This window comes from Kitasatospora phosalacinea, assembly GCF_030268885.1.
In the GTDB taxonomy this organism is placed as follows: Bacteria; Actinomycetota; Actinomycetes; order Streptomycetales; family Streptomycetaceae; genus Kitasatospora; species Kitasatospora phosalacinea_C.
The window spans coordinates 146576-168502 of sequence record NZ_BSSA01000007.1; the positions used below are offsets into that span (position 1 = coordinate 146576).

A 21927-nucleotide genomic window follows, 5' to 3' on the forward strand; every position below is an offset into this window, starting at 1 on the left:
TCAGTCCGCCCGCCACCAGTCGCCGCCGCCCTCGGTCAGCGCCCGCCGCAGGTAGTCCTCCAGCCGGTAGCAGACCAGGGTGCGGCTGTCCGTCTCGTGGTCCCAGACGAACACCTCCTCGCGCTCGGGCGTGCGCGGGCAGCCGAACAGGTCGCCGCCGGGGCCGCTGCCGAAGAACAGCAGCGGCTCGAACGGCATGTACAGCCGCGCGAGCGACGGGTCGGTACGCAGCTGCGCGTTCTCCCGGGCGATCCGTCCCGCGCTCCACACCACCTCCAGGGCGGCGTCCTCGCCGACCCCGCCGCACTCCCGCAGCAGCTCCGCCAGCCCGCGCGGCAGCCGCTGCCCGAGCGCCCGCTCGACCTCCGCGAGCTCCTCCGGCCCGGCGGGGGCGCCGAGCACCGCGTCCGCCGCGATCCCCGCGATCAGTTCACTCCACATCCGCCCAGTCTCCCCGACCGGAAACCCCTCGCCCGCACCCTCCGCCGCCTGCTTGGATGCGCCGCATGACCAGTTTCGAACTGCCCGCCGGGTACCGCGTCTCCACCGACCCCGACCGCCTCGACCGGGCGGCCGTGCACCGCTGGCTCTCCGAGGATGCGTACTGGGCGCTCGGGCGGCCCCGCGAGAAGCAGGAGCGGGCCATCGACAACTCGCTCAACTTCGGCCTGTACGAGGAGGGTTCGGGCGCCCAGGTCGGGTACGCCCGGGTGGTGACCGACCGGGCCACCTTCGCCTGGCTGTGCGACGTGTTCATCGCCCCGGAGGCCCGCGGCCGGGGCCTGGGCACCGCGCTCGCGGCCGCCGTCCGGGACGAGCTCGCCGGACTGGGCCTGCGCCGCCTGCTGCTGGCCACCAAGGACGCGCACGGGGTGTACGCCAAGGTCGGGTTCGAGCCGATGACCGAGACCGAGAAGTGGATGGTCCTCGGGCAGCAGTAGGACGCCCGGGCGGCAGGAGGGCGCTCAGGCCGCCGCGGTGGAGTCCCGCACCACCAGCGTGGTCGCCAACGGGGCCACCGGCGACGGCAGTTCGCCGTCCAGCAGGGCGGCCAGGGTGGCCAGCCCGGCCCGGCCGAGCCGCTCACCGGGCAGGTCGACGGTGGTCAGCGGCGGGCTGAGCAGCTCGGCCACCGGGATGTTGTCCATGCCGACCACCGAGAGGTCCCGCGGGATCCGCAGCCCCAGTCCCGCCGCGGCCCGGTACAGGCCGGACGCCACCACGTCGTCGTCGCAGACCACCGCGCCGGGCCGCCCCGGCCCGGCCAGCAGCTCCCGGGCGGCCCGCTCCGCCTCCCGGCTGCCCTCGTTCAGGCTGACCGCCAGCTCCCGCACCTCCAGGCCCGCGGACGCCGCCGCGAACGCCGCCTGCCGGACCCGGAAGGTGTACGCGGAGTGCGCCGAGCGCAGGTGGCCGATCCGCCGGTGGCCCAGGCCCGCGAGGTGGTCGACGGCGGCGCGCATGCCCGCCGCCAGGTCCAGTTCGACGGTGGGGCGGCCGGGCCGGTCGGCCGGGTCGGCGTCCAGGAACACCGCCGCGGTGTCGGCGGGCAGTTCGCCCAGCTGCCGGTCGTCCGGCGAGCACACCAGCAGCCCGTCGAAGCGCCCGGCGGCGGCCGCCTCGGCCAGCGTCGCCGCGTCCCAGCCGCTGGAGACCACCACGGCCAGGCCGTGCCGGGCCGCCTCCTCGTGCACGCCGGTCAGCACCCGGCCGAAGAACGGCCCCAGCAGGTTCGGCACCGCCAGCAGCACCATCCCGCTGCGGCCCAGCCGCAGTTGCCGGCCGGCGGCCTGCGGGCGGTAGCCCAGCTCGCGGGCCGCGGCGTGGATCCGCTCCCGGGTGGCTTCCGAGACCCGGTGCCCGGCGCTGCCGGAGAACACCAGCGACACCGTCGCCTGCGACACCCCCGCCAGCCGGGCCACGTCACGGCCGGTCGGGCGGCGCCGCGCGCCCTCGCCGGGCGGGCTGTCCGCCAACGCCGGTCAGCCGGCCTGGGCCTGCTGGGCCGCGGCCGCCCGGGCCGCGTCGTCCGCCGCGTCCTCCGCGGAGTCCCGCGTCACCGCGCGGGACTTGCGGGCCTCGATCCGCTCGGCGATCTGCGCGGACATCTCGTCGCGCTGCTTGCTCAGCGCCACGTAACTGATCGCCGAGGAGGCGACCGCGGCCAGCGCGAACAGCAGCAGCACGCCGAGCGAGCCCACCACCGGGATCACCTTGAAGTGTCCCAGGATCAGGGCGACCAGCAGGCAGGCCAGGAAGATGCTGGCCCGCAGCGAGGTGTAGCGGAGCGTGGCGTGGTTCTTGCTGCTCACCGGGATCGTCCTTCGCTGCCGGGTCGCGCCGGCGGGCGCGCGGGGTCATGGGCCCTCCCAGTGAAGCACGACCTCACACCGCGGGGTCGCGCAGGTCGAGCCACATCGTCACGTCGTCCCGGTCGTCGCCCGGGGCGACCCGGATCGCGCCCGGCACCCGGCCGACCTCCACGTAGCCGCTGCGCCGGTAGAACTCCTCCAGGCCGTGCCCGCCGCGCAGGGTCAGCTTCAGCCCCGCCAGGCCCCACTCCCGGGCCACCCGCTCCGCCTCCGCGAGCAGGTGCGTCCCGTAGCCGCGGCCCTGCGACTCCGGGTGCACCATCACCCGCTTCAGCAGCCGCCAGTGGTCCATCAGCCCGAACCGCAGGTCCTCGAAGAACACCACCGCCACGACCCGGCCGTCCGGCTCGTACCCGACCAGCAGCCGGTCCGGCCCCAGCGCCGCGAACTGCCGCTCCGCCACCGGCCGGACGTCCTCCACCGTCACCGGCGGCACGAACCCGACCGCGCCGCCGGCGTTGGAGACCTCCGTCCACAGCGCGGTGACCTCCTCCCGCAGTGCGGGGGTCGGTTCGGGGTCCAGGACGAATCGCAGGCTCATGCGGCCAGCCTAAGCGGGCGCCGCCCCCGGTCCCGCGGCCGGCCGCACCCGCCCGCGCAGCGCCAGGCAGCAGCCCACCGCCACCGCGCACAGGCCGCCCGCCGCGTACCAGGTCGTGTCGTAGTCGCCGAAGCGGTCGCGGGCCAGGCCCGCCAGCCCGGCCACCGCGGCGGCGCCGACCTGGTGCGCGGCCAGGACCCAGCCGAAGACGATCGGGGCGTCCTCGCCGAAGTGGCGGCGGCAGAGCGCGACGGTGGGCGGGACGGTGGCGACCCAGTCGAGGCCGTAGAAGACCACGAAGGCGAGGATCGGCGGCCGCAGGCTCCCGGCGAACAGCGCGGGCAGGAAGACCAGCGAGAGCCCGCGCAGCGCGTAGTAGGTGACCAGCAGCCGGACGGGGTCGAAGCGGTCGGTGAACCAGCCGGAGGCGATCGTCCCGGCGACGTCGAAGACGCCGATCAGGGCGAGCAGCGAGGCGCCGGTGGTGACGGGCATGCCGTGGTCGTGGGCGGCGGGGATGAAGTGGGTGCCGACCAGGCCGACGGTGGTGGCGCCGCAGATCGCGAAGGACGCGGCCAGCAGCCAGAACGCCCGCCGCCCGGTCGCCTGCCGCAGCACCCGCAGCGAACGGGCCACCGCCGACCCGTCGGTGACCGGCGGCGGCGGGGCGGTGCTCGCGCCGTACGGCAACAGGCCGACGTCGGCGGGCCGTTCGCGCATCAGCAGCAGGACGGGGACGGCCACCGCGGTGGCGCAGAGCGAGACCACCACGACCGCGGTCCGCCAGCCGTGGTGCTCGACGAGCGCGGCGAGCAGAGGCATGAAGACCAGGTTCCCGGCGGCCCCGGCGGCGGTCAGGACGCCGGTGACCAGGCCCTGCCTGGCCTGGAACCAGCGTCCGGAGATGGTGGTGGCGAAGGCGCCGGCCATCGAGCCGCTGCCGAGTCCGACCAGCACGCCCCAGCACAGGACCAGCTGCCAGGGGTGGGACATCAGCATGGTGAGGCCCGCGCCGGTGGAGATGGTGAGCAGCGCGCAGACCACCACCAGGCGGACGCCGAAGCGGTCCATCAGGGCGGCGGCGAACGGGGCGGTGAGCCCGTACAGCGCCAGGTTGACGGAGACCGCGCTGGAGATGGTGGCGCGGGACCAGCCGAACTCGTCGTGCAGGGCGTCCATCATCAGGCCGGGCGTGGAGCGGAACCCGGCCGAGCCGACCAGGACGACCAGCGAGACGGCGACCACGATCCAGCCGTAGTGGACGCGGGGGGTGCGGCGGGGCGGGGCGGGGTCACGGGCGGGGGCGGCGGCGAGGTCCAGTTCCTTCACCCGTCCGAGTCTCCCGGCCGCGGGCCCGCCCGACGACGGCTCCGGCTGCCACGTCTGCCCGAATTCCGGACACGGGCCCGCCGGGGCCGCTGCCCGGCGTCCGGCCCGCCCGTCCGGACCGGCTCAGTGCCCGGACCGCCCGTCCGGACCGGCTCAGTGCCCGGACGCGACCACCCCGGCGTCGGGGGCCCGGCGCAGGTTGCGGATCGGCGGGCTGAGCAGCAGCGCGGTCGCGGTGCCCAGGGTGACCAGGCCGCCGATCAGGTAGACCCGGGTGGTGCCGAGGGCGTCGACGGCGGGCCCGGCCAGCGCCGAGCCGAGCGGGAACATGCAGACGGAGCCCGCCACTTCGTACGCGTGGATCCGGTTGAGCACCTCGCCGGGCACCTGGGTCTGCACGCTGGTGGCCCACATGACGCCCCAGAAGCTGATGCCGATGCCGGAGACCAGCTGGGCGGTGCCGAGCAGCGGCCAGGGCAGGCCCGCGGCGAAGGCGAACTGCTGGACGGCGAACAGGAACAGCGCGGCGGCGCCGGCGGCCAGCGGGCGGACCGGCTTGACCCGGATGGCGAGGACGCCGCCGATGATGGTGCCCGCGCCGAGCATGCTGTTGATCACGCCGTAGACCACCACGCCGTCGCGCTTGGCCACGTCGCCGACCACCACCGGGGCGAGCGGGCCCCAGGAGAGCACGGTGAAGGCCATCCAGATCAGGATGACGCCCCACATCCAGCTGCGGGACCAGAACTCGTGCCAGCCGCCGACCAGGTTGCGCCACAGGCTGTCGCCGGGCGGCGGGGCGGGGACGGGTCCCAGCCGCAGGGCCAGCAGGCAGCAGGCGCTGACCGCGTACGTCACGGCGGCGATCACCATCACCCAGCCGGTGGAGAAGGTGATCAGCGCGGCGGCCAGCGAGGGCCCGGCCAGGCCGGTCAGCGCCTCGGAGATCCGCAGCACGCCGTTGGCGCCCTGCACGTCGGTGGCGACCAGCGGGACGGTGGAGGCGGCGCCGGGCTGGAACATCGCGGCGGCGGTGCCGGCCAGCGCGAGCAGCAGGTAGAGCTGCCAGAGCCGGTCGAAGCCGTGGAAGAAGAGCACCGCGAGCAGCACCCGGGTGACGAGGTTGAGCAGGTCGGCGAAGATCATCAGCCGCCGGGCGGTGAACCGGTCGGCGAGCACCCCGCCGAACAGCACCAGTCCGGCGAACGGGCCGAGCAGGAAGGCCATCGCGAAGCCGACCTCGGAGGTGCGGTAGCCGGAGGTCACCAGGCCGGCCGAGACGGCCACCGGGAGCATCGCGTCGCTGAGCAGCCCGGCCGTGCGGGCGGTGAAGTAGAGCCGGAAGTTGCCCGACCAGATGGCGGGCGTTTTCGCCGTGCTGACCAGCGGGGTGGGGGCGGATTGCAGTTCGGGTGCGGTCACGCCCTCAGTTTTGGTGTAGACCACTACCGGTTTCCAGTGGTTTTGGGTCACGATGCGGCGTCCGCGCCCCCGGTGGCGGAACGGCGGCCCGCCGTGCGCACCCCGAGCACGGCACGGCGGGACGCCGTCCGGTCGGCGTCCGGGCCCTGAAGCCGTGACGCCCGGGCGGCCCGATTTCGCCGAGGTTCCGGACGGGGACGGCCAACGACCCCCTGAGTGTCGGCACCGCCCGGTCTCCCTCGGCGTCCCCTCGCAACGGGCGCCGCACCCAAGAGTGATCAGTCGGATACGTCACGTCAATGGGTTGTCCGAAATTCAGACGGGATCATCCGGGGCGCGGACCGCGCGCGACGGGCGCGCGACCGGCCCGCCGACGGGCGGGCGGCGCACCGCGCACCGCCCGGGAGGGTCAGCCGACCGAGGCCACCCGGGGCTCCCGGGCCACCGGCTGCACCGCCAGCGGGCAGGGCGCGTCCGGGTCGCCGATCTCGCACCACACCCGCTTGCCGGAGCCGTCCGGGTACCAGCCCCAGCGCTCGCAGAGCAGCTCGACCAGTTCCAGGCCGCGCCCGTTGGTGGCGTCCTCGTCGGCCCCGGCGTGCCGGGGGGCGGGGGCGGCGCAGCTGGTGTCGAAGACCTCCACCCGGACGGCGGCCGGTCCGGTGGCGGGGTCGACCGGCAGCAGCAGCCTGAGCACCGCCGGGCGGCCGGTGTGCACCACCGCGTTGGTGACCAGCTCGGAGACCACCAGCACCAGGGTCTCGGCCACCTGGGAGTCCTGGTCGATCCCGCCCGCCCGCAGCCGGTCCCGGACCCACCGCCGCGCCCGTGACACCTCCGCCGGGTCCGCCTGGACCGCCAGCTGTACCTGGAGTACCTGCACCGCTCCACCACCCGCACTAGGTATTCGGCCCGCTTGATCCCGCCGGTCCGGTCGGCCCCCCGCAGCGGAGGTCGCCGACCGGGACTGCCCATGGCATCGACACGAATACGCCCCAGAATGATTCCGTGACCGGGTCGCAGCAAGAGCTTCGGGCATATTCCAGCGTTCGGGGGACGGCTCGGTGCATACTGTCCCGCTCACCCTGCCGGGGTTCGCACGACCGGACGGCGGCACCGCCCTCGCGGGTACCCACGACCGTACCGCCGTCGGCGCGCCCGACACCGGGCCGCCACGTGCGAACCACCCTTCCTACAAATGTCCAGCCGCGCTCGAACACCGGCGGCCGCACGGGAGCTGACCGGGCGTCGGCAGGAGCACCGGCGCGACCGTCAGGCGAAGACCACGGTGCGCGAACCGTTCAGCAGCACCCGGTGCTCGCTGTGCCACTTCACGGCGCGGGCCAGCGCCTGGCACTCGACGTCCCGGCCGAGCGCCACCAGCTGCTCCGGGGTGACGTCGTGGGTGACCCGGGCGACCTCCTGCTCGATGATCGGGCCCTCGTCCAGGTCGGCGGTGACGTAGTGCGCGGTGGCGCCGATCAGCTTCACGCCCCGGGCGTGCGCCTGGTGGTACGGCTTGGCGCCCTTGAAGCTCGGCAGGAAGGAGTGGTGGATGTTGATGACCCGTCCGGACAGCGCCTTGCACAGCTCGTCCGAGAGCACCTGCATGTAGCGGGCCAGCACCACCAGGTCGACCCGCTCCTCGGCGACCAGGTCGAGCAGCCGCTGCTCGGCCTCGGCCTTGGTGTCCCGGGTGACCGGGACGTGGTGGAAGGCGATGCCGTACGACTCGGTCAGCTCGCGGAAGTCGGTGTGGTTGGAGACCACGCCGACGATCTCCACCGGCAGCGCCCCGATCCGGGTGCGGAACAGCAGGTCGTTCAGGCAGTGCCCGAACCTGGAGACCATCAGCAGCACCCGCATCCGCTCCGCGGAGTCGTGGATCTGCCACTCCATCCGGAACGAGTCGCCGATCGCGGAGAAGCTCGCCCGGAGCTTCTCGGCGGTGACCGGCTCCTCCGCGGAGAAGTGCACCCGCATGAAGAACAGGCCGGTCCCGGCGTCGCCGAACTGCTGGCTGTCGATGATGTTGCAACCCGTCATGAACAGGTAGCTGGAGACCGCGTGCACGATGCCCTGCTTGTCGGGGCAGGACAGCGTCAGGACGTACTGGGAGCGGGCGGTCTCTTCCATGGCGGGCCCCGTTTCTGGTTCCGGTTTTCCTCGGTTCGGGTGAGGACGGGCAACGTCACAGCCTGGCACAGATCGCCGCGGCCCGTGGACGCGGCCCGCCCCCCGAGACTCCCCCCGGCGGGGGCGGCGGTCAGCCGCGCGCGGTCAGCCGCCGCAGCTCGGCCAGCGGGAGCGGCGGTAGGTCCGGGTCCTCGCCGTCGTTGACGGCCAGCCGGTGGTGCGCCTCGCGGGCCGCCCGCACCGCCTCCGGCCAGTCCGGGTGGCCCAGGTACGCCGCGGCCGGGGCGTCCGCACCGACCTGGTGCAGGATCCGCAGCACCCGCAGCACCGCGCCGTCCACCGCGACCGCCTCCGCGGAGTCCCGGAAGACCGAGCCGACGTACTTCTCCGCCGACCAGCGGTCCAGCCAGCTGTCCTCCACCAGCCGGTACACCGCGTCGGTGACGTCCCCGTACCCGCCGGGGCCCGCCAGCCAGGCCGAACGCTGGAAGGCGGGGTCGGAGAACATGTGCAGCGCCGAGCGGATCCGGGCCCGCCAGCGCCACCAGGGCAGATCACTCAAGGGCATGCCGCCCATCGTGCTGGAGCGGACGCCCGTTCGAGAAGCGTTTCGGGCAGACCGGTGCGGAGAATCCATGCTGTCGGACACGGGAGTCGATCGTACGTTCCCGCCCGGCCCGGCTCTACACGCGTCACCGGTCGGCAACGCTCCGTGTTCCTCCCCCGTTGGCGATCCGTTCACATCGCGTCCCTCTCGGCGTGCCCGGTGACGACCACCCTTGATCCGCCGCACCTGCGCAACGGAGCACGGGACGACCCGAAGCAGCACCTCCAGGGAGGAAAAGAGCGCCATGACGCGGAACGGAACCCCCCACCCGGTACCCGCCGTCAGCGGACGACGCCGCGCGGCCACCGCCCTGGCGGCCACCGCCGCGGTCCTGCCCGCCCTGCTCTCCGCCTCCGCCTGCGGCGGGCCCGCCGCCGCCGACGCCGCCGGCCAGGACGTCACCGTCATGACCTGGGCCCCGTCCGGCACCGGAGCCGCCGACCGCCCCGGCATGACCGCCCTCGCCGAGGCCGTCGGCCGCGAACTCAACGACCACGGCGGCCTGAACGGCCACAAGGTCCGCGTCCTCACCTGCAACGAGCACGACACCACCGACGGCGCCACCGCCTGCGCCGAGCAGGCCGTCAACGCCCACGCCGTCGCCGTGGTCGGCTCCGCCAGCCAGTACGGCAGCGCCTTCATCCCGGTCCTCGAACAGGCCGGCATCCCCTTCCTCGGCGGCTACGGCCTCTCCGCCCCCGAGTTCAGCAGCCCGCTCTCCTACCCCGTCAACGGGGGCCTCCCCGCCCTCGTCGCGGGCAGCGGGCGCCAGCTCGTCGAGGCCGGCTGCAAGCAGATCGCCCTGATCCGCCCCGACACCCGGGCCGGCGACACCCTGGTCAACTACCTCACCAGCGCCGTCGCGAGGACCGGCATCAAGGTCACCGACGTCAGGGCCCCCGAGAAGTCCAACGACTACTCCCCGTACACCCGCCGGGCCGTCGGCGACGACCGTCCCGGCAACTGCATGCTCTCCGCGCTCGGCGCCGAGCCCACCGCCAACCTGCTCGACCCGTACCGCCGCGCCAACCCGAAGAACACCCAACTCGCGTCCGTCATCGGCTCCTTCCAGCAGTCCGTGGTCGACTCCACCGGCGGCGACAACGGCCCGCTGCGCGGCGCGTACGCCACCGGCTGGTTCCCCGCCGAGTCCTCCACCGTCTGGGACGGCCTCCGCGCCACCGCCCGCACCTACGGCAACGGCGCCACCATCGACGTCGCCGACCCCGGCGTGCAGACCACCTGGGTCGCCTACGCGGTCCTCCGCCAGGCCGTCGGCCGCATCGACCGGAGCCTGCCGATCACCGCCAAGGCCCTCCAGGTCATCCTCGACAGCGGCGACCCCATCGACACCGCGGGCGCCACCCCGCCCCTCAGCTGGGGCGTCACCAACATGCTCCCCAGCGCGGAGTCCCCCCGCCTGGTGAACACCTCCGTCACCTTCCAGAAGGTCCAGAACGGCCGCCTCACCGAACAGCACCAGGGCTTCACCGACGTCCGCTGGGCCCTCACCAACGGCGAGCCCCCCGCGTAGGGCACCGGCGGGGGCGCTTCCGGTCAGTGCGCTCCCCGGCGCCGCCCTACAGCTCGCCCGCGCTCTTGCCCTGCAGCCCCGTCTTCGTCGCGATCGCGCCCCACAGCTCCGAAGCCTGCTTCTTCGCCGTCGTGGCCTGCCCGCTCGCCGCGTCGCCGTTGCGCAGGTGCTCGTTGTCCTTCGACTTGGCCGGGTCGCAGCCCGCGACCAGGTCGCCGGCCCACTGGGCGTACTCGGAGTCGGCGGTGGCGGAGGCCTGCCACGCCTGCTGGAGCTGGGCGACGAGCTTCGCGCCGTCGGTGAGCTGGTCGACCTTGAGGTCGCCGAGCTTCTTGAGCAGGTCCTGCCGCTGGGCCGAGGCCGCGGTGAGCGCGGCCTGCGCGTCGGGGAGGTTCTGGCACTTGCCGACCGCGCTGACCGCGTTGACCACCGAGGTGCGGCTGGCACTGGCGGTGCCGAGCAGGTCGGACATGGCCTGCGCCTGGGCCTTCATCTCGGGGCTGACGGCGGCGTTCCCGCTGTTCTGGCTGGGGGCGGCGCTCTGGCCGGCCGTGGTGCCGCCCTTCGCGGTGTCCTTGTCCTTCTTGTCGCCGCCGCTGACCAGCACCCCGACCAGGACGGCGACCGCCACGACCCCGGCCACGCCCGCACCGATCAGCACCTTGGTGTTGGGCTTCGCGCGTCCGCCCCCGTCGGCCGCGTAGCCCTGCTGCGGCGGCTGCGGGGCCCCGTAGCCCACGCCGCCCCCGTACGTCGGCTGGGAGGGCTGGGGAGCCCCGTACCCGGGCTGCGGCTGGAACGCGGGCGCCTGCGGCTGCTGCGGGGGCTGCTGCGGGAAGCCGGGCTGGGTGGCGCCGCCGACGGACGGACCGCCGGTCGGGTAGGGCGGGAGGTACTGGGTGGCGCCCTCGTCGGCCTGCGGGGCAGCCGCGGCCTGCTGCGGGGGCGCGCCCCAGTACTCGGGGCTGCCGCTCTGGCCGAGCGGCGGCGCGGACTGCTGCTGCGGGACGGGGGCCTGCGGGAAGGGGGCCTGCGGCGGGGCGTACGGAGGCTCCGCGGCAGCCTGCGCCGGAGTGCCCTGACCGTCCGCGGCGGGCTCCGGGCGGAACAGGTCGTCCAGATTGAAGTCGCCGGAGTTGGGGTACGAGCGGCGCTGGCTCAACGCGATTCCTCACCTGTGCACGGCTCCGGGATCCCGGGCCTCTCGGTTGCCCCGCCGAAGTGCTGACGGCGGACCACAACTGCGAGGCCACGGTACCCGTTCACCGGCACAGGTGACTACGCGGGCCGCTGATCCGTGCTATTGATTCACGTTCCGCCGTCGACCGGGGGCGCTACGCGGCCTCCCCGTCCATCCGGGCGTGGAACTCGCGCACGGCGCGGTGCCCGCGGTACGGCTCCAGCCGGTTGCGGAAGTCGTCGAGGTACTCGACGCCGCGGTTGGAGCGCAGCCCGCTGAGCAGCCGGACGGCCTCGGTGCCGGTCTCGCAGGCGCGTTCCAGGTCGCGCTGCTGGAGCTGGGCGGTGGCCAGCAGGACCAGGTCGACGGCGCGGCGGCGGACGCGGTGCGCGGGGTGGAGTTCCAGCGCGGTGCGGGCGTAGTGCTCGGCCCGCTCGCCCTGCTGCAGGTCCCGGTGGCAGTGCGCCAACTCGTCGGCGAGGTACGCCTCGTCGAAGTGGACGATCCAGTCGGGGTCGTCGGCCGGGTTGCGCTGCTCCATCGCGGCCAGCGCCTTGGCGGCGACGCTCTCGCAGGCGTACGCGTCGCCGAGCAGGGCGTGGCCGCGGGCCTCGGCGGCGTAGAACATCGCCATCGCGGTGGGCGTGGCGACGGTGCGGGCGCCCTCCTGGGCGGCGCGGGCGAGTTGGGCGATCTCCCGGGGGTTGCCGAGGGTCGCGGCGAGGTGGCTCATCGAGGCGGCGAGCACGTAGCCGCCGTAGCCGCGGTCGTCGGCGGCCTGGGCCAGGCGCAGCGCCTGGATGTAGTACCGCTGGGCGAGGCCGGGTTGGCCGGTGTCGACCGCCATGTACCCGGCCAGTTCGGTCAGCCGGGCGACGGCGCCGAAGAGTTGACGTCCCGTCTCGTCGCGGTAGGAGCCGCCGAGGAAGCCGGAGACCACGCTGTTGAGGTAGTGCACCACGACGGGGCGGACGTGGCCGCTGCCGAAGCGGTGGTCGAGGTCGACCAGCATCTGGGTGGTGGCCCGGATCGCCGCGACGTCGGCCAGGCCGACCCGGGTGCCGCCGGTGCGGGCGACCACCGGGTCGGGCGGGGTGATCAGCCAGTCCCGGCTGGGCTCGACCAGCGCGGAGGCGGCGACGGTGGTGCCGGCCAGGAAGTCCCGCTTGCCGACGTCGCTGCGCCACAGCTCGCAGATCTGCTCCAGCGCGGCGCCCAGGCTGGGCGCGAACTGGAGGCCGACGGCGGAGCTGAGGCTCTTGCCGTCGGCCATGCCGATCTCGTCCACGGTCACGCCGCGGCCGAGCTTGCGGCCGAGCGCCTCGGCGATCACCGCGGGCGCCTGCCCGCGGGGTTGTTGCCCGCGCAGCCAGCGGGCGACCGAGGTCTTGTCGTAGCGAAGGTCCAGTCCGTGTTCTGCTCCGCAGAGGTTGACCCGGCGGGCGAGGCCCGCATTGGAGCAGCCCGCCTCCTGGATCAGCTGCTGCAGACGCTCGTTCGGCTCTCGTGCGACGAGTGGTCTCGCGGCCATGGGATTTTTCCGCCTCCCCAACGCCGTCCGGACCCGACCGGAGGGCGACGACTGTGCAACACCATGCGGAATACCCACGGTGACGTACCCACTCCCCACGCGCCCGGGTGAATGCCTCCGTGCGCCCCCACTGCGCCCGTTACCGCCCCTGCTCGGCCGACCGGTTCCGACCAGGATCACCGTCCCGGGTGACATCGCGCGCCCCGTTCGAACCGTTCGGCCCGGGGCCGTAACCCGCACTCACGGACGGTAGTTGTGCAGCACGTGGACAACACCCCCGGAGCCCCCGAACAGAACCTGCCGCCGCTGCTGATCGAAGCCGTCCGCTACGCCGAGGACCGGCACTGGGAGGTCGCGCCGGGCGCCTGGCTGCTCGACGGCGACGGCCCGGCCCGCTGCTCCTGCGGCGAGGAGGGGTGCGCGCTCCCCGGCGCGCACCCCCTCGGCGCGGACTGGCGGCGCCGGGCGAGCGCCGGGCCCGGGGTGGTCCGCAAGTGGTGGACCGAGAACCCGGAGGCCTCGATCCTGCTGCCCACCGGGCGGGCCTTCGACGTGCTGGACGTGCCGGAGGTCGCGGGCTGCCTGGCGCTGGCCCGGATGGAGCGGATGGGGCTGCAGCTGGGCCCGGTGGTCGCGGTGCCCGCCGCACCGGGGCGCACCGGGCGGCGGCTGCACTTCCTGGTGCTGCCCGGCGTGGTCGACAAGCTGCCGGACCTGCTCCGGCAGATCGGCTGGTCGCCGGAGCGGCTCGACCTGGTGGCCCGCGGCGAGGGCGACTGGGTGGTGGCCCCGCCGTCCCGGGTCGGCGGCTACGCCTCCGCCCAGTGGGCCCGGCCGCCGTCCGCGCTGAACCGCTGGCTGCCGGACGCGATGGAACTGGTCAGCCCGCTGGCGTACGCCTGCGGGCGCGAGGCTTCGGCCCCGCGCCCCGTGCAGCGCCCGGCGGCCGCCGTGCGCTGACCTCCCGAGCGTGCCCCCGGCCGATCCGGTGGGGGCGTGTCCGCGCGGCACCCCGCGCGGCCGTGGCGGGTCCGGCCCCCGATCCGGGGGCCGGACCCGCCGTTCGTGTGCCCGGGGCCGGTGCCGGGCCGTCCGGAGCGTGATCTTCCGGAACCGGTCGTCATACCCGCAGGTCAACGGGGGAAGCCCACCGATCGGGTGACATCGCTCAAGGATTGGCCGCGGTTGCCGAGGGGATCATCCTCAGCGTCAGCACGGGCCGACCGAGCGGAGGGAGCGAACGGGCCGAGAGCGCGGGGGGCTGCCGGGAGGGCGTTCGGACGGGGAAGCCGAATGCGGCAGCGGGAGGGAGCAGGAGGGGCGAGGGGGAACGGGGAGGGAGCGGCCGGGCGCGGCCGGGGAGCCGCGCACGACCGCGACCGGGCGGGGGACGGGAGGGGAGACGGGGGGAACGGGGGACGGCGCGGGGCCCGGTGCGGGGACACCGGGCCCCGCGCCGTGCGTCCGTCCGTCGCGCGCCCGTCGGCCGCTCGCCCGCCGCGCCGCCTACGGGTGGGCGACGAACACGTGCGCGGCGATGTCCTTGCCCAGCTCGGCCGCGCTCTCGCCGGTGCCGACCAGCACGCCGCCGGCCGCCGGGGAGACCCGCACCGTCGCCCCGGGGCGGACGCCCGCCCGGCGCAGGGTGCGCATCAGCTCGCCGTCGGTCTGGATCGGCTCGCCGATCCGGCGGACCACCACGTCCGCCCCGTCCCGGGCCGCGACGGCCTCCAGCGTCACCAGCCCGGCGTCGTAGCCCTCGCCCTCCGCCTTGGTGTCGCCCAGCTCGTCCAGGCCCGGGATCGGGTTGCCGTACGGCGACTGGGTGGGGTGGCCGAGCATCGCGAGCACCTTGCGCTCGACCGTCTCGCTCATCACGTGCTCCCAGCGACAGGCCTCCTCGTGGACCTGCTCCCACTCCAGGCCGATCACGTCCACCAGCAGGCACTCGGCGATCCGGTGCTTGCGCATCACCCGGACGGCCAACTTGCGGCCCTCGCCGGTCAGTTCGAGGTGGCGGTCCTCGGCGACCTGGAGCAGGCCGTCGCGCTCCATCCGGCCCACCGTCTGGCTCACCGTCGGGCCGGACTGCTCCAGCCGCTCGGCGATCCGGGCGCGCATCGGGGTGATGCCCTCCTCCTCCAGCTCCAGGATGGTGCGGAGGTACATCTCAGTGGTGTCGATCAGCCCTGACATCGCCCCTGGCTCCGTTCTTCGGTGTCCTCACCGCCAATTCTGACGTACCGCGGTGACAACCGGATCCGCGCACCCGCTATGCCCGGCGCCTTTCGTCGTGGTTGACAGCCGGGTCCGGCGCGGGCCACCGTGCACGCCGTAGCTTTCTCCATAGCGGTCTGGACCACCCGGCCGCGCACCGAGCCCGTACGGAGCAGAGATGAGCGAGCTGGTCGGCCGGTACCTGGACGCCGCCGTGGCCCACCTGGAGCGGATCCGCGCCGAGGAGGGGGAGAACGTCGAGGCCGCCGCGGAGCTGCTGGCGGAGGCCGTCGAGCACGGTCGGCGGATCTTCACCTACGGCGCCGGGCACTCCTCGCTGGCCGCCCAGGACGTGGTCTACCGGGCCGGCGGCCTGGTCGTGGTCAACCTGCTGAACGTGCCCGGGATGACCGGCGTGAACGTGATGCCCGCGCACCTGGGCAGCGCGCTGGAGCGGGTCTCCGGGCTGGCCACCACCACCCTGGACCTCACCCCGGCCCGCAGCGGCGACCTGCTGTTCGTGATCTCGCTCTCCGGCCGCCAGGTGATGCCGGTCGAGCTGGCGCAGCACGCCCGCGCCCGCGGCCTGAAGGTGATCGGCGTGACCTCGCTGGCCTATCCCGGCGAGGTCGGCTCCAACCACCCGTCCGGCACCTACCTCAAGGACAACTGCGACGTCGTCCTGGACAGCAAGATCGGGATCGGCGACGGCGAGCTCGACCACCCCGGCGCGGGCGCCCCGTTCGGCTCGGTGTCGACCATCACCACCAGCGCCCTGATGCAGTCGGTGGTGGCCTCGGCGATCGGCAAGCTGGCCGACCGCGGCATCACCCCGCCGCTGTTCCGCTCCGGCAACGTGGACGGCGGCACCGAGTGGAACAACAAGGTGATCGCCGACAACGCGGACCGGATCTTCTACGCCTGGTAGCGCCGCCGCGGCGACCCGCCCCATTCGGCCAACTCCGGTGCCGCTCGCGTAAGTTCGCCCGGCACTGGGAAGGACTCCCGAGACCGGTGAGACGGCGCTGCGGGGGCGGGGATGGCGGCTGGGGCGGGGCGTTCGATCGGCTTCGTGCGGGAGCAGGACCTCCTCCCGCGCGTCTTCTGGGCCGCCGACGGCGCGTCCCTGCAGGGCCAGGCCAGGGCGGTGGCGCTCTCCCGCTGGGAGCTGCTCCTGCTGGTGGGGGCCGCCTTCGCGGGCTCCGCGGACGGCCGGCCCTGGGCCTGGGCCGCCGCCGTGGCGTACCTCGGCGCGCTGTTCATCGCCGTCACCGTCGCCCGGCAGAACCCGCAGCGGCTCTGGTACGACGGCCGGGCGGTCGCCGAATCGGTGAAGACCCTGGTGTGGAAGTACGCGGTGCGCGCCGACTCCTACCAGCCGCCGCCGCGCAAGCTGCCGGACGCCGAGCGCCTCTACGACATCCAGCTCTCCGGCATCCTCGGCGAGTTCGACACCGGCCTGGTCGCCCCCGGCGTCATCGAGGAGCTCGGCACCTGGCGCGCCCCGGCCCGCCACCCGCAGATCACCGACACCATGGAGAAGCTGCGCGAGCAGCCGCTCCCCGTCCGCCGCGAGGTCTACCTGCGCGAACGGGTGCAGAGCCAGCGCCAGTGGTACCAGGCCAAGGCCGTCCAGTGCCGCAACGCCACCCGCCGGGTCGGCCGGCTCGCCGTCGTGCTGCCCGCCGCGGGCCTGCTGCTGGCCGTGCTGCGCGCCCTCGGCCAGTTCGGCTTCGACGCGCTCGGCGCGGTCTCCGCCGTCGCCGCCTCGGTCTCCGCCTGGGCCCAGCTGCGCCAGTACCGGCCGCAGGCCGCCGCCTACACCCTGGCCGCAGCCGAACTCGCCAAGGTGGAGGCCCAGTTGGCCTCCCTCGACCTGGACTCCGCGGAGGCCGAGGAGATCTGGGCCCGGTTCGCCCGGGACGCGGAGGACGCCATCTCCCGGGAGCACACCACCTGGCAGGCGCGCCGCGAGGTGCGCAGCCTCGACATCCCCAGCTGAGCAGGAGGGCCGCCGCGTGGCGACACGGAGGATCGAGACCCCGGACGGCGGCGTCCTCGCCGTCGACACCTCGGGCGACCCGTCCGGCAGTCCGGTCTTCCTGCTCCACGGCACCCCCGGCAGCCGGGTCGGCCCGGCCCCGCGCAGCGCCGTCCTGGCCCGGATGCGGGTCCGCCTGATCTCCTTCGACCGTCCCGGCTACGGCGAGTCCACCCGGCTGCCCGGCCGGGACGTCGCCGCCGCCGCGCACGACGTCACCGTGATCGCCGACGCCCTCGGCCTCGACCGCTTCGCCGTGGTCGGCCGCTCCGGCGGCGGGCCGCACGCGCTCGCCTGCGCCGCGCTGCTCCCCGACCGGGTCCGCCGGGCCGCCACCCAGGTCTCGCTCGCCCCCCGCCACGCGGAGGGCCTCGACTGGTTCGCCGGCATGACCCCCTCCAACGAGCGCGCCTACCGCCAGGCCGAACTGGGCCAGCCCCGGATCGCCGCCCAGTTCCAGGCCCGCTCCCGGGTGATCCGCCGCGACCCGGCCCAGCTGATCCGCAACCTCGTCCCCGAGCTCAGCCCGCCGGACCGCACCGTCGTCGCCGACATCGGCATCCGCCGGATGCTCCACTCCACCTACCGCCAGGCCTTCCGCTACGGCGCGGACGGCTGGATCGACGACGTCCTGGCCTTCATCACCGACTGGGGCTTCGCCGTCGACGACATCCGCGTCCCGGTCCGCCTCTGGCACGGCGCCGACGACAAGTTCTCCCCCGTCGGCCACTCCGCCTGGCTCGCCGACCACATCCCCGGCGCCCAGCTCTACCTCGAACCGGGCGCCGCGCACTTCGGCTCCCTCAAGGAGATGACGGACGCCATCCGCTGGGCCGCCCACGCGTAGCGCCCCACGCGCGAGCAGGCGCACGGACAGGGGCGCGGGGAACTGCGCGAGCAACCCGGCCCCCCCGCGAGGTCGCGAGCCAGCGGCCCCCACCGCTCGCCTCGCGACCCCGCGGTGCGCCCGGGGCCGGCCGCGCTACAGCGGCTGCGGCTCCAGGTCGCGGTTGCTGCGCTGCCAGCCGCGGGCGGCGACGACCGACGGGTGGTCCTCGCCGAAGAGTTCGACGAGCGCGGCGACCGCCTGCATCCGCAGGGCCTCCGCCTCGCCGCGGCGGCCCGCGGCCCGGATGGTGACGGCCAGGTTGGCCTGGCTGACCAGCGCGTCGGGGTGGTTGGCGCCGTAGCGGGCGGCGAGGCTGTCGTAGGTCGCGCGGGCGAGTTCCTCCGCCTCGGCGAGTTCGCCGGACTCGGCGAGCGCGTTGGCGAGGTTGGTCCCGGCGTTGAGGACGAAGGGGTGGTCGTCGCCGAGGACGCGGGCCAGGCCCGCCAGCGCGTCCCGGCCGTGCCGGACGGCGCCGGCCAGGTCGCCGGAGCCGCGCAGGTAGATGGAGAGGTTGTTCTCGCAGGCGAAGGTGAAGGGGTGGTCGTCGCCGAAGAGGCGGCGGTGGCCCTCGTAGGCGTCGGCGGCGATGTCGCGGGCGGTCTCCTTGTCCCCGGCGGCGCTGAAGTCCGCGGCGAGGTTGAGTCGGCAGGCGAGCGCGTCGACGAAGTCGGGCCCGTAGAGGGCGACGTAGCGCTCGTAGGTGCGTTCGGTGAGTTCGCGGGCCTCGGCGTACTGCCCGGCCCGGCGGAGCGAGACGGCAAGGGACTTGGCGTTGCGCAGTTCCTCGGGCAGGCCGGAGGCGTCGACGTTGTCGAAGGCGTCGGTGACCTCGCGGAGCAGTTCCACGGAGCCCTTGTAGTCGCCGATCTCGCGCAGGTCGCGGGCCAGGTTGGACTTGGTGCTGAGCGTGTAGGGGTGGAGCGGCCCGAGGACGGCGGAGCGGCGTTCGACGGTGTCCTGGTCGAGGTCGCGGGCGGCGACGGTGTTGCCGACCAGGCGGTGGTCGATGGCGAGGTTGTTGGCGACGGCGAGGGTGCGCGGGTCGTCCTCGCCGAAGAGTTCGACGAACTGGTCGTAGGTGTCCTGGTCGAGGGCGAGCGCCTCCTGGAAGCGGTTGAGGTAGCGCAGGTCGGCGGCCATCGAGTTGGCGGTCATCAGGGCGTACGGGTGGTGCTCGCCGAGGAGTTCGCGCTGCCCGGCGAGGGTGGCCTGGTTGAGGGCCAGCGAGTCGTTGTAGGAGCCCTGGGAGCGCAGCACGTTGGCGACCTGGAAGCGCAGGCTGTAGATCTGGCGGCGCCACAGGCGCTGTTCCTCGGGGTCGGTCTCGCTCTCGGCGCGGACCTCCCAGGCGGCGTCGAGCTGGCGGCCGAGTTGCAGGGCCTGGTCGAGGTCGACCCGCTTCCACAGGTACCGGACGCGGTCGATGAGCAGTTCGCGCACCTCGCGCTCGTCGCAGTCCTGGGCCCGGGAGGGGCCGAGGTGCGGCCAGATCTTCTCCAGGGTGGGCCAGTTGGCGGGGTCGTCGGTGTCGCCGCGGGGCGGCCGGGCGTTGACCAGGATGCGGTGCACCTGGTGCATGGCGGCGGCGCGCTCGGTCTCGCTCATGCCGCTGCGGACGACGGCCTGCACCAGCCGGTGGACCTGGAAGGAGTCGGAGGCGGCGTCGGTCTTGGCCAGCGCGTAGCGGCTGACGGCGCGCAGCACCTTGCCGAGCAGGAAGGTGTCGGTGAGTTCCGGGTCGTAGGGGACGAGGGCGAGCCGCATCTGCTCGGAGAAGAAGAACTGCCGCAGCGAGATCGGCTCGGGCGCGAAGAACGCGCACAGTTCCAGCAGCCGGACGGCGGCGGGTGACTGCTCGCGCAGCCGGGTGATGGAGACGTTCCAGGTGAGGCCGACGGGGGTGGGGTAGTCGACGGGGGTCTCGCCCGCCGCCAGGACCTTGGTGGCCTCGGCCTTGAGCTGGTTGACGTAGGTGTCGACGGGGGTGCGGGTGGTCTCCAGCCAGGCGGCGGCGACCTCGACGGCGAGCGGCAGGTCGCCGACGGCGTCGGCGACCCGGTCGGCGTCGACGCGGGAGAGGCCGCGGACCCGGCGGGTGAGGTGGTCGACGGACTCGGTGCGGTCGAACACGTCGACGTTGAGCACGCCGGCCTGCCCGGACCAGCCCTGGTTGCGGGAGGTGACCAGGATGTGGCCGGGGCCGTCGGGGAAGAAGCGGCGGATCTCGCCGGGCTCGTCGGCGTTGTCGAAGATCAGCAGCCAGTTGGGGGTCGGGATGCCCTGCCGGAGCGCGTCCCGGGCGGCCTGCGCGGCCTCGCTGACGTTGTCGCCGACCCGGAGCCCGAGGCGTCCGGCGAGGTCGGCGAGGTCGACCACGACGTTCTCGCTCTGCTCGGCGTCGATCCACCACACCAGGTCGTAGTGCGACATGTAGCGGTGCGCGTACTCCAGCGCGACCTGGGTCTTGCCGACGCCGCCGAGGCCGTACAGGGTCTGCGGCGGCGGCAGCACGGCCGTGGTGCCGCCCGCCAGTTGGGCCCGCAGGTCGTCGAGGACCTTGACCCGGCCGGTGAAGGAGTGGTTGCGCTGCGGCACCTCCCAGTGGGTGGGCTTGGTGCCGGGGAAGCGCGGCGCGCCGGGGCTGCGCTCGGGCAGTTCGGCCTCGGTGCGGCCGAGCGCCCGCAGCAGCGCGGTGGCGGCGGCGACCTCGTCGCGGCCGATCAGGTCGACCGGGTTGCGGTTGTTGTACGGCGCGTTCAGGCGGACGTCGGAGACCCGGACCGGGATCAGCTGGCGGCGGGCCCCGGCCGGGTCGGCGAGCACGGTGCGGTCCCACAGCGCCTGGGCCTGCGGGGACTGCAGGTAGGCGGCGGACAGCAGGGCGACGGTGCGGTACGCGGAGTCGATGCCGCGCCCGGTGGCCTCGCGCGGGTTGGCCCCGGCGCCGACGTCGCGCGGGACGACCCGGTAGCCCGCGTCGACCAGCAGCGCGGAGATCCAGTCCGCCCAGGCCCGGTCCTCGGGGACGTAGCTGAGGTACAGGTCGGCGGGGGCGGTGGGGCGGCGGCGGGCGAAGCCGTCGAGGAAGCGCAGCCGCAGGTCCTCGGACATCGGCGGCAGCCCGCTGACCCGGCCCTGCGTGATCTCCCGGGTGAGCCGCTCGTTGGCGGCGAGCATCGATCCGGGCAGCCCGGGCTGGTCGCCGAACGGGGCGAGGATCTCCTCGTACGCGTAGAACGGCCGGTAGGGGATCTCCACCCCGGCCCAGTAGCGGGCCAGTTCGACCTCGCCGAAGCCGGCGGGCAGGCCGGCGAACTTGATCCGGGCCAGCGCCCGGCCGGCGTCGGCCTTCTCCTTCTCGCCCTCGTCGATGCGCATCGGGACGGGCAGGATGCGGATGTCGCGGTCGCCGTAGCGGTCCTCGATCACCCGGGCGATCCGGGAGGCGCCGTCGATGGACTGGTCGCTGAGGGTGAAGCAGACCACCAGGTCGTCGGGCATCTCGACGGTGCAGATGTCGGCGGTGTCGGTGAGGCCGGTGCGGCTGTCGATCAGCACGTAGTCGTAGCGGCGCTTCATGTCGGCGCGCAGCGACTGGATGAACCGGCGGCCCTCGTAGCGCTCGTACAGCAGGTCCCAGTCCAGCCGGGCCACCGAGTAGTCGCGGTTCTGCTGCCCGGCGGGGACGAGGTCGATCCGGCCGCCGCCGGGGAAGTGCGGCCAGGCCAGCGAGAGGGCGTGCGGGTGGATGCGGGCGAAGTCCTCGATCCACTCGGGGTCGCGGTCGATCGGGCGGCGGGCCTCTTCGAGGTAGTCGCCGAACAGGTCCATGATCCCGGTGGTGGCGGCGACCACCTCGGGGTTGAGGAAGGGCCGGAAGAACTGGGCCAGGCCGGGGGCCTCCAGGTCCCAGTCGACGACCAGCACCCGGTAGCCGTTGGCGGCCAGGATCCAGGCGGTGTTGGCCAGCGCCATGGTGCGGCCGGTGCCGCCCTTGTAGGAGTAGAAGGTGACGATCCGGCCGTGCCGGTTCTCGATCGTGGCGTCGCGGCGGCGCGCCTGGATCTGCGGGCCCTTCGCCTGCCTCTCGGTCATGACGTTCCCTCCCCCGGGCCCTTGGTGCCCGTC

The 21927-nt window shown here is 74.3% G+C and carries 19 protein-coding genes; 6 read left to right on the plus strand and 13 right to left on the minus strand.

Going from position 1 to position 21927, the window contains the following annotated elements; genetic code table 11:
* A complete protein-coding gene (locus QSK52_RS13100) occupies positions 1–441 on the minus strand; it encodes an SMI1/KNR4 family protein (protein WP_285736162.1) in 441 nt (146 codons plus the stop codon).
* A 65-nt stretch (positions 442–506) separates the two neighbouring features.
* On the opposite strand from QSK52_RS13100, the gene QSK52_RS13105 reads away from it, so the two are divergent.
* The gene (locus tag QSK52_RS13105) at positions 507–941 is read left to right on the plus strand and encodes a GNAT family N-acetyltransferase (RefSeq protein WP_285736163.1); all 435 of its coding nucleotides are present in this window, start codon (positions 507–509) and stop codon (positions 939–941) included.
* A 24-nt stretch (positions 942–965) separates the two neighbouring features.
* Here the strand turns inward: QSK52_RS13105 and QSK52_RS13110 are convergent, their stop codons facing one another.
* From QSK52_RS13110 to QSK52_RS13145, 8 genes are all read right to left on the minus strand, one after another.
* A complete protein-coding gene (locus QSK52_RS13110; protein WP_285736164.1) occupies positions 966–1976 on the minus strand; it encodes a LacI family DNA-binding transcriptional regulator in 1011 nt (336 codons plus the stop codon).
* A gap of 6 nt (positions 1977–1982) precedes the next feature.
* Positions 1983–2312 carry a DUF4229 domain-containing protein gene (locus tag QSK52_RS13115; RefSeq protein ID WP_285736165.1) on the minus strand — a complete coding sequence of 110 codons (330 nt, stop codon included), beginning with the start codon at positions 2310–2312 and terminating at the stop codon, positions 1983–1985.
* 73 nt (positions 2313–2385) lie between these two features.
* Positions 2386–2913 (minus strand): GNAT family N-acetyltransferase, encoded by a 528-nt coding sequence (locus QSK52_RS13120; RefSeq protein WP_285736166.1) that lies wholly within the window; start codon positions 2911–2913, stop codon positions 2386–2388.
* Between the two features lie 9 nt (positions 2914–2922).
* Positions 2923–4242, minus strand: coding sequence for an MFS transporter (locus QSK52_RS13125; protein ID WP_285736167.1), 1320 nt, complete (start codon positions 4240–4242; stop codon positions 2923–2925).
* 153 nt (positions 4243–4395) lie between these two features.
* Positions 4396–5664 (minus strand): MFS transporter, encoded by a 1269-nt coding sequence (locus tag QSK52_RS13130; RefSeq protein ID WP_285736168.1) that lies wholly within the window; start codon positions 5662–5664, stop codon positions 4396–4398.
* Between the two features lie 409 nt (positions 5665–6073).
* Positions 6074–6547 carry an ATP-binding protein gene (locus QSK52_RS13135; protein ID WP_285736169.1) on the minus strand — a complete coding sequence of 158 codons (474 nt, stop codon included), beginning with the start codon at positions 6545–6547 and terminating at the stop codon, positions 6074–6076.
* A 389-nt stretch (positions 6548–6936) separates the two neighbouring features.
* Positions 6937–7800, minus strand: a complete 864-nt coding sequence (gene purU, locus QSK52_RS13140; RefSeq protein ID WP_285736170.1) for a formyltetrahydrofolate deformylase — start codon at positions 7798–7800, stop codon at positions 6937–6939.
* Between the two features lie 130 nt (positions 7801–7930).
* Positions 7931–8368, minus strand: coding sequence for an SCO4402 family protein (locus QSK52_RS13145; RefSeq protein WP_285736171.1), 438 nt, complete (start codon positions 8366–8368; stop codon positions 7931–7933).
* A 283-nt stretch (positions 8369–8651) separates the two neighbouring features.
* Between QSK52_RS13145 and QSK52_RS13150 the strand changes: the two genes are divergently transcribed.
* Positions 8652–9941, plus strand: a complete 1290-nt coding sequence (locus tag QSK52_RS13150) for an ABC transporter substrate-binding protein (protein ID WP_285736172.1) — start codon at positions 8652–8654, stop codon at positions 9939–9941.
* A gap of 46 nt (positions 9942–9987) precedes the next feature.
* Here QSK52_RS13150 and QSK52_RS13155 read toward each other — a convergent pair whose 3' ends face one another.
* Complete coding sequence (locus QSK52_RS13155; protein WP_285736173.1) at positions 9988–11103, minus strand: hypothetical protein; 1116 nt, start codon at positions 11101–11103, stop codon at positions 9988–9990.
* Between the two features lie 172 nt (positions 11104–11275).
* Complete coding sequence (locus QSK52_RS13160; protein WP_285736174.1) at positions 11276–12652, minus strand: transcriptional regulator; 1377 nt, start codon at positions 12650–12652, stop codon at positions 11276–11278.
* 255 nt (positions 12653–12907) lie between these two features.
* Between QSK52_RS13160 and QSK52_RS13165 the strand changes: the two genes are divergently transcribed.
* The gene (locus QSK52_RS13165) at positions 12908–13612 is read left to right on the plus strand and encodes a bifunctional DNA primase/polymerase (RefSeq protein ID WP_285736175.1); all 705 of its coding nucleotides are present in this window, start codon (positions 12908–12910) and stop codon (positions 13610–13612) included.
* Between the two features lie 546 nt (positions 13613–14158).
* Here QSK52_RS13165 and QSK52_RS13170 read toward each other — a convergent pair.
* Complete coding sequence (locus QSK52_RS13170) at positions 14159–14848, minus strand: metal-dependent transcriptional regulator (protein ID WP_285736176.1); 690 nt, start codon at positions 14846–14848, stop codon at positions 14159–14161.
* Between the two features lie 199 nt (positions 14849–15047).
* On the opposite strand from QSK52_RS13170, the gene QSK52_RS13175 reads away from it, so the two are divergent.
* The 3 genes from QSK52_RS13175 (at position 15048) to QSK52_RS13185 (ending at position 17757) form a co-directional block, all read left to right on the plus strand.
* Entirely contained in the window at positions 15048–15797 is a 750-nt protein-coding gene (locus tag QSK52_RS13175) for an SIS domain-containing protein (RefSeq protein ID WP_285736177.1), read from the plus strand.
* A gap of 144 nt (positions 15798–15941) precedes the next feature.
* Positions 15942–16871 carry a DUF4231 domain-containing protein gene (locus tag QSK52_RS13180; RefSeq protein ID WP_285736178.1) on the plus strand — a complete coding sequence of 310 codons (930 nt, stop codon included), beginning with the start codon at positions 15942–15944 and terminating at the stop codon, positions 16869–16871.
* A 16-nt stretch (positions 16872–16887) separates the two neighbouring features.
* Complete coding sequence (locus QSK52_RS13185) at positions 16888–17757, plus strand: alpha/beta fold hydrolase (RefSeq protein ID WP_285736179.1); 870 nt, start codon at positions 16888–16890, stop codon at positions 17755–17757.
* A 135-nt stretch (positions 17758–17892) separates the two neighbouring features.
* On the opposite strand, the gene fxsT is transcribed toward QSK52_RS13185, so the two are convergent.
* Positions 17893–21894 carry an FxSxx-COOH system tetratricopeptide repeat protein gene (fxsT, locus tag QSK52_RS13190; RefSeq protein ID WP_285736180.1) on the minus strand — a complete coding sequence of 1334 codons (4002 nt, stop codon included), beginning with the start codon at positions 21892–21894 and terminating at the stop codon, positions 17893–17895.
* Between the last annotated feature and the right edge of the window lie 33 nt (positions 21895–21927).

Excerpts from the sequence above, each read along its gene's own strand:
- QSK52_RS13170 (WP_285736176.1), bottom strand. The coding sequence starts at position 14,848 with ATGTCAGGGCTGATCGACACCACTGAGATGTACCTCCGCACCATCCTG.
- QSK52_RS13105 (WP_285736163.1), top strand. The coding sequence starts at position 507 with ATGACCAGTTTCGAACTGCCCGCCGGGTACCGCGTCTCCACCGACCCC.
- QSK52_RS13150 (WP_285736172.1), top strand. The coding sequence starts at position 8,652 with ATGACGCGGAACGGAACCCCCCACCCGGTACCCGCCGTCAGCGGACGA.
- QSK52_RS13120 (WP_285736166.1), bottom strand. The coding sequence starts at position 2,913 with ATGAGCCTGCGATTCGTCCTGGACCCCGAACCGACCCCCGCACTGCGG.
- purU (WP_285736170.1), bottom strand. The coding sequence starts at position 7,800 with ATGGAAGAGACCGCCCGCTCCCAGTACGTCCTGACGCTGTCCTGCCCC.
- fxsT (WP_285736180.1), bottom strand. The coding sequence starts at position 21,894 with ATGACCGAGAGGCAGGCGAAGGGCCCGCAGATCCAGGCGCGCCGCCGC.
- QSK52_RS13160 (WP_285736174.1), bottom strand. The coding sequence starts at position 12,652 with ATGGCCGCGAGACCACTCGTCGCACGAGAGCCGAACGAGCGTCTGCAG.
- QSK52_RS13145 (WP_285736171.1), bottom strand. The coding sequence starts at position 8,368 with ATGCCCTTGAGTGATCTGCCCTGGTGGCGCTGGCGGGCCCGGATCCGC.
- QSK52_RS13175 (WP_285736177.1), top strand. The coding sequence starts at position 15,048 with ATGAGCGAGCTGGTCGGCCGGTACCTGGACGCCGCCGTGGCCCACCTG.
- QSK52_RS13100 (WP_285736162.1), bottom strand. The coding sequence starts at position 441 with ATGTGGAGTGAACTGATCGCGGGGATCGCGGCGGACGCGGTGCTCGGC.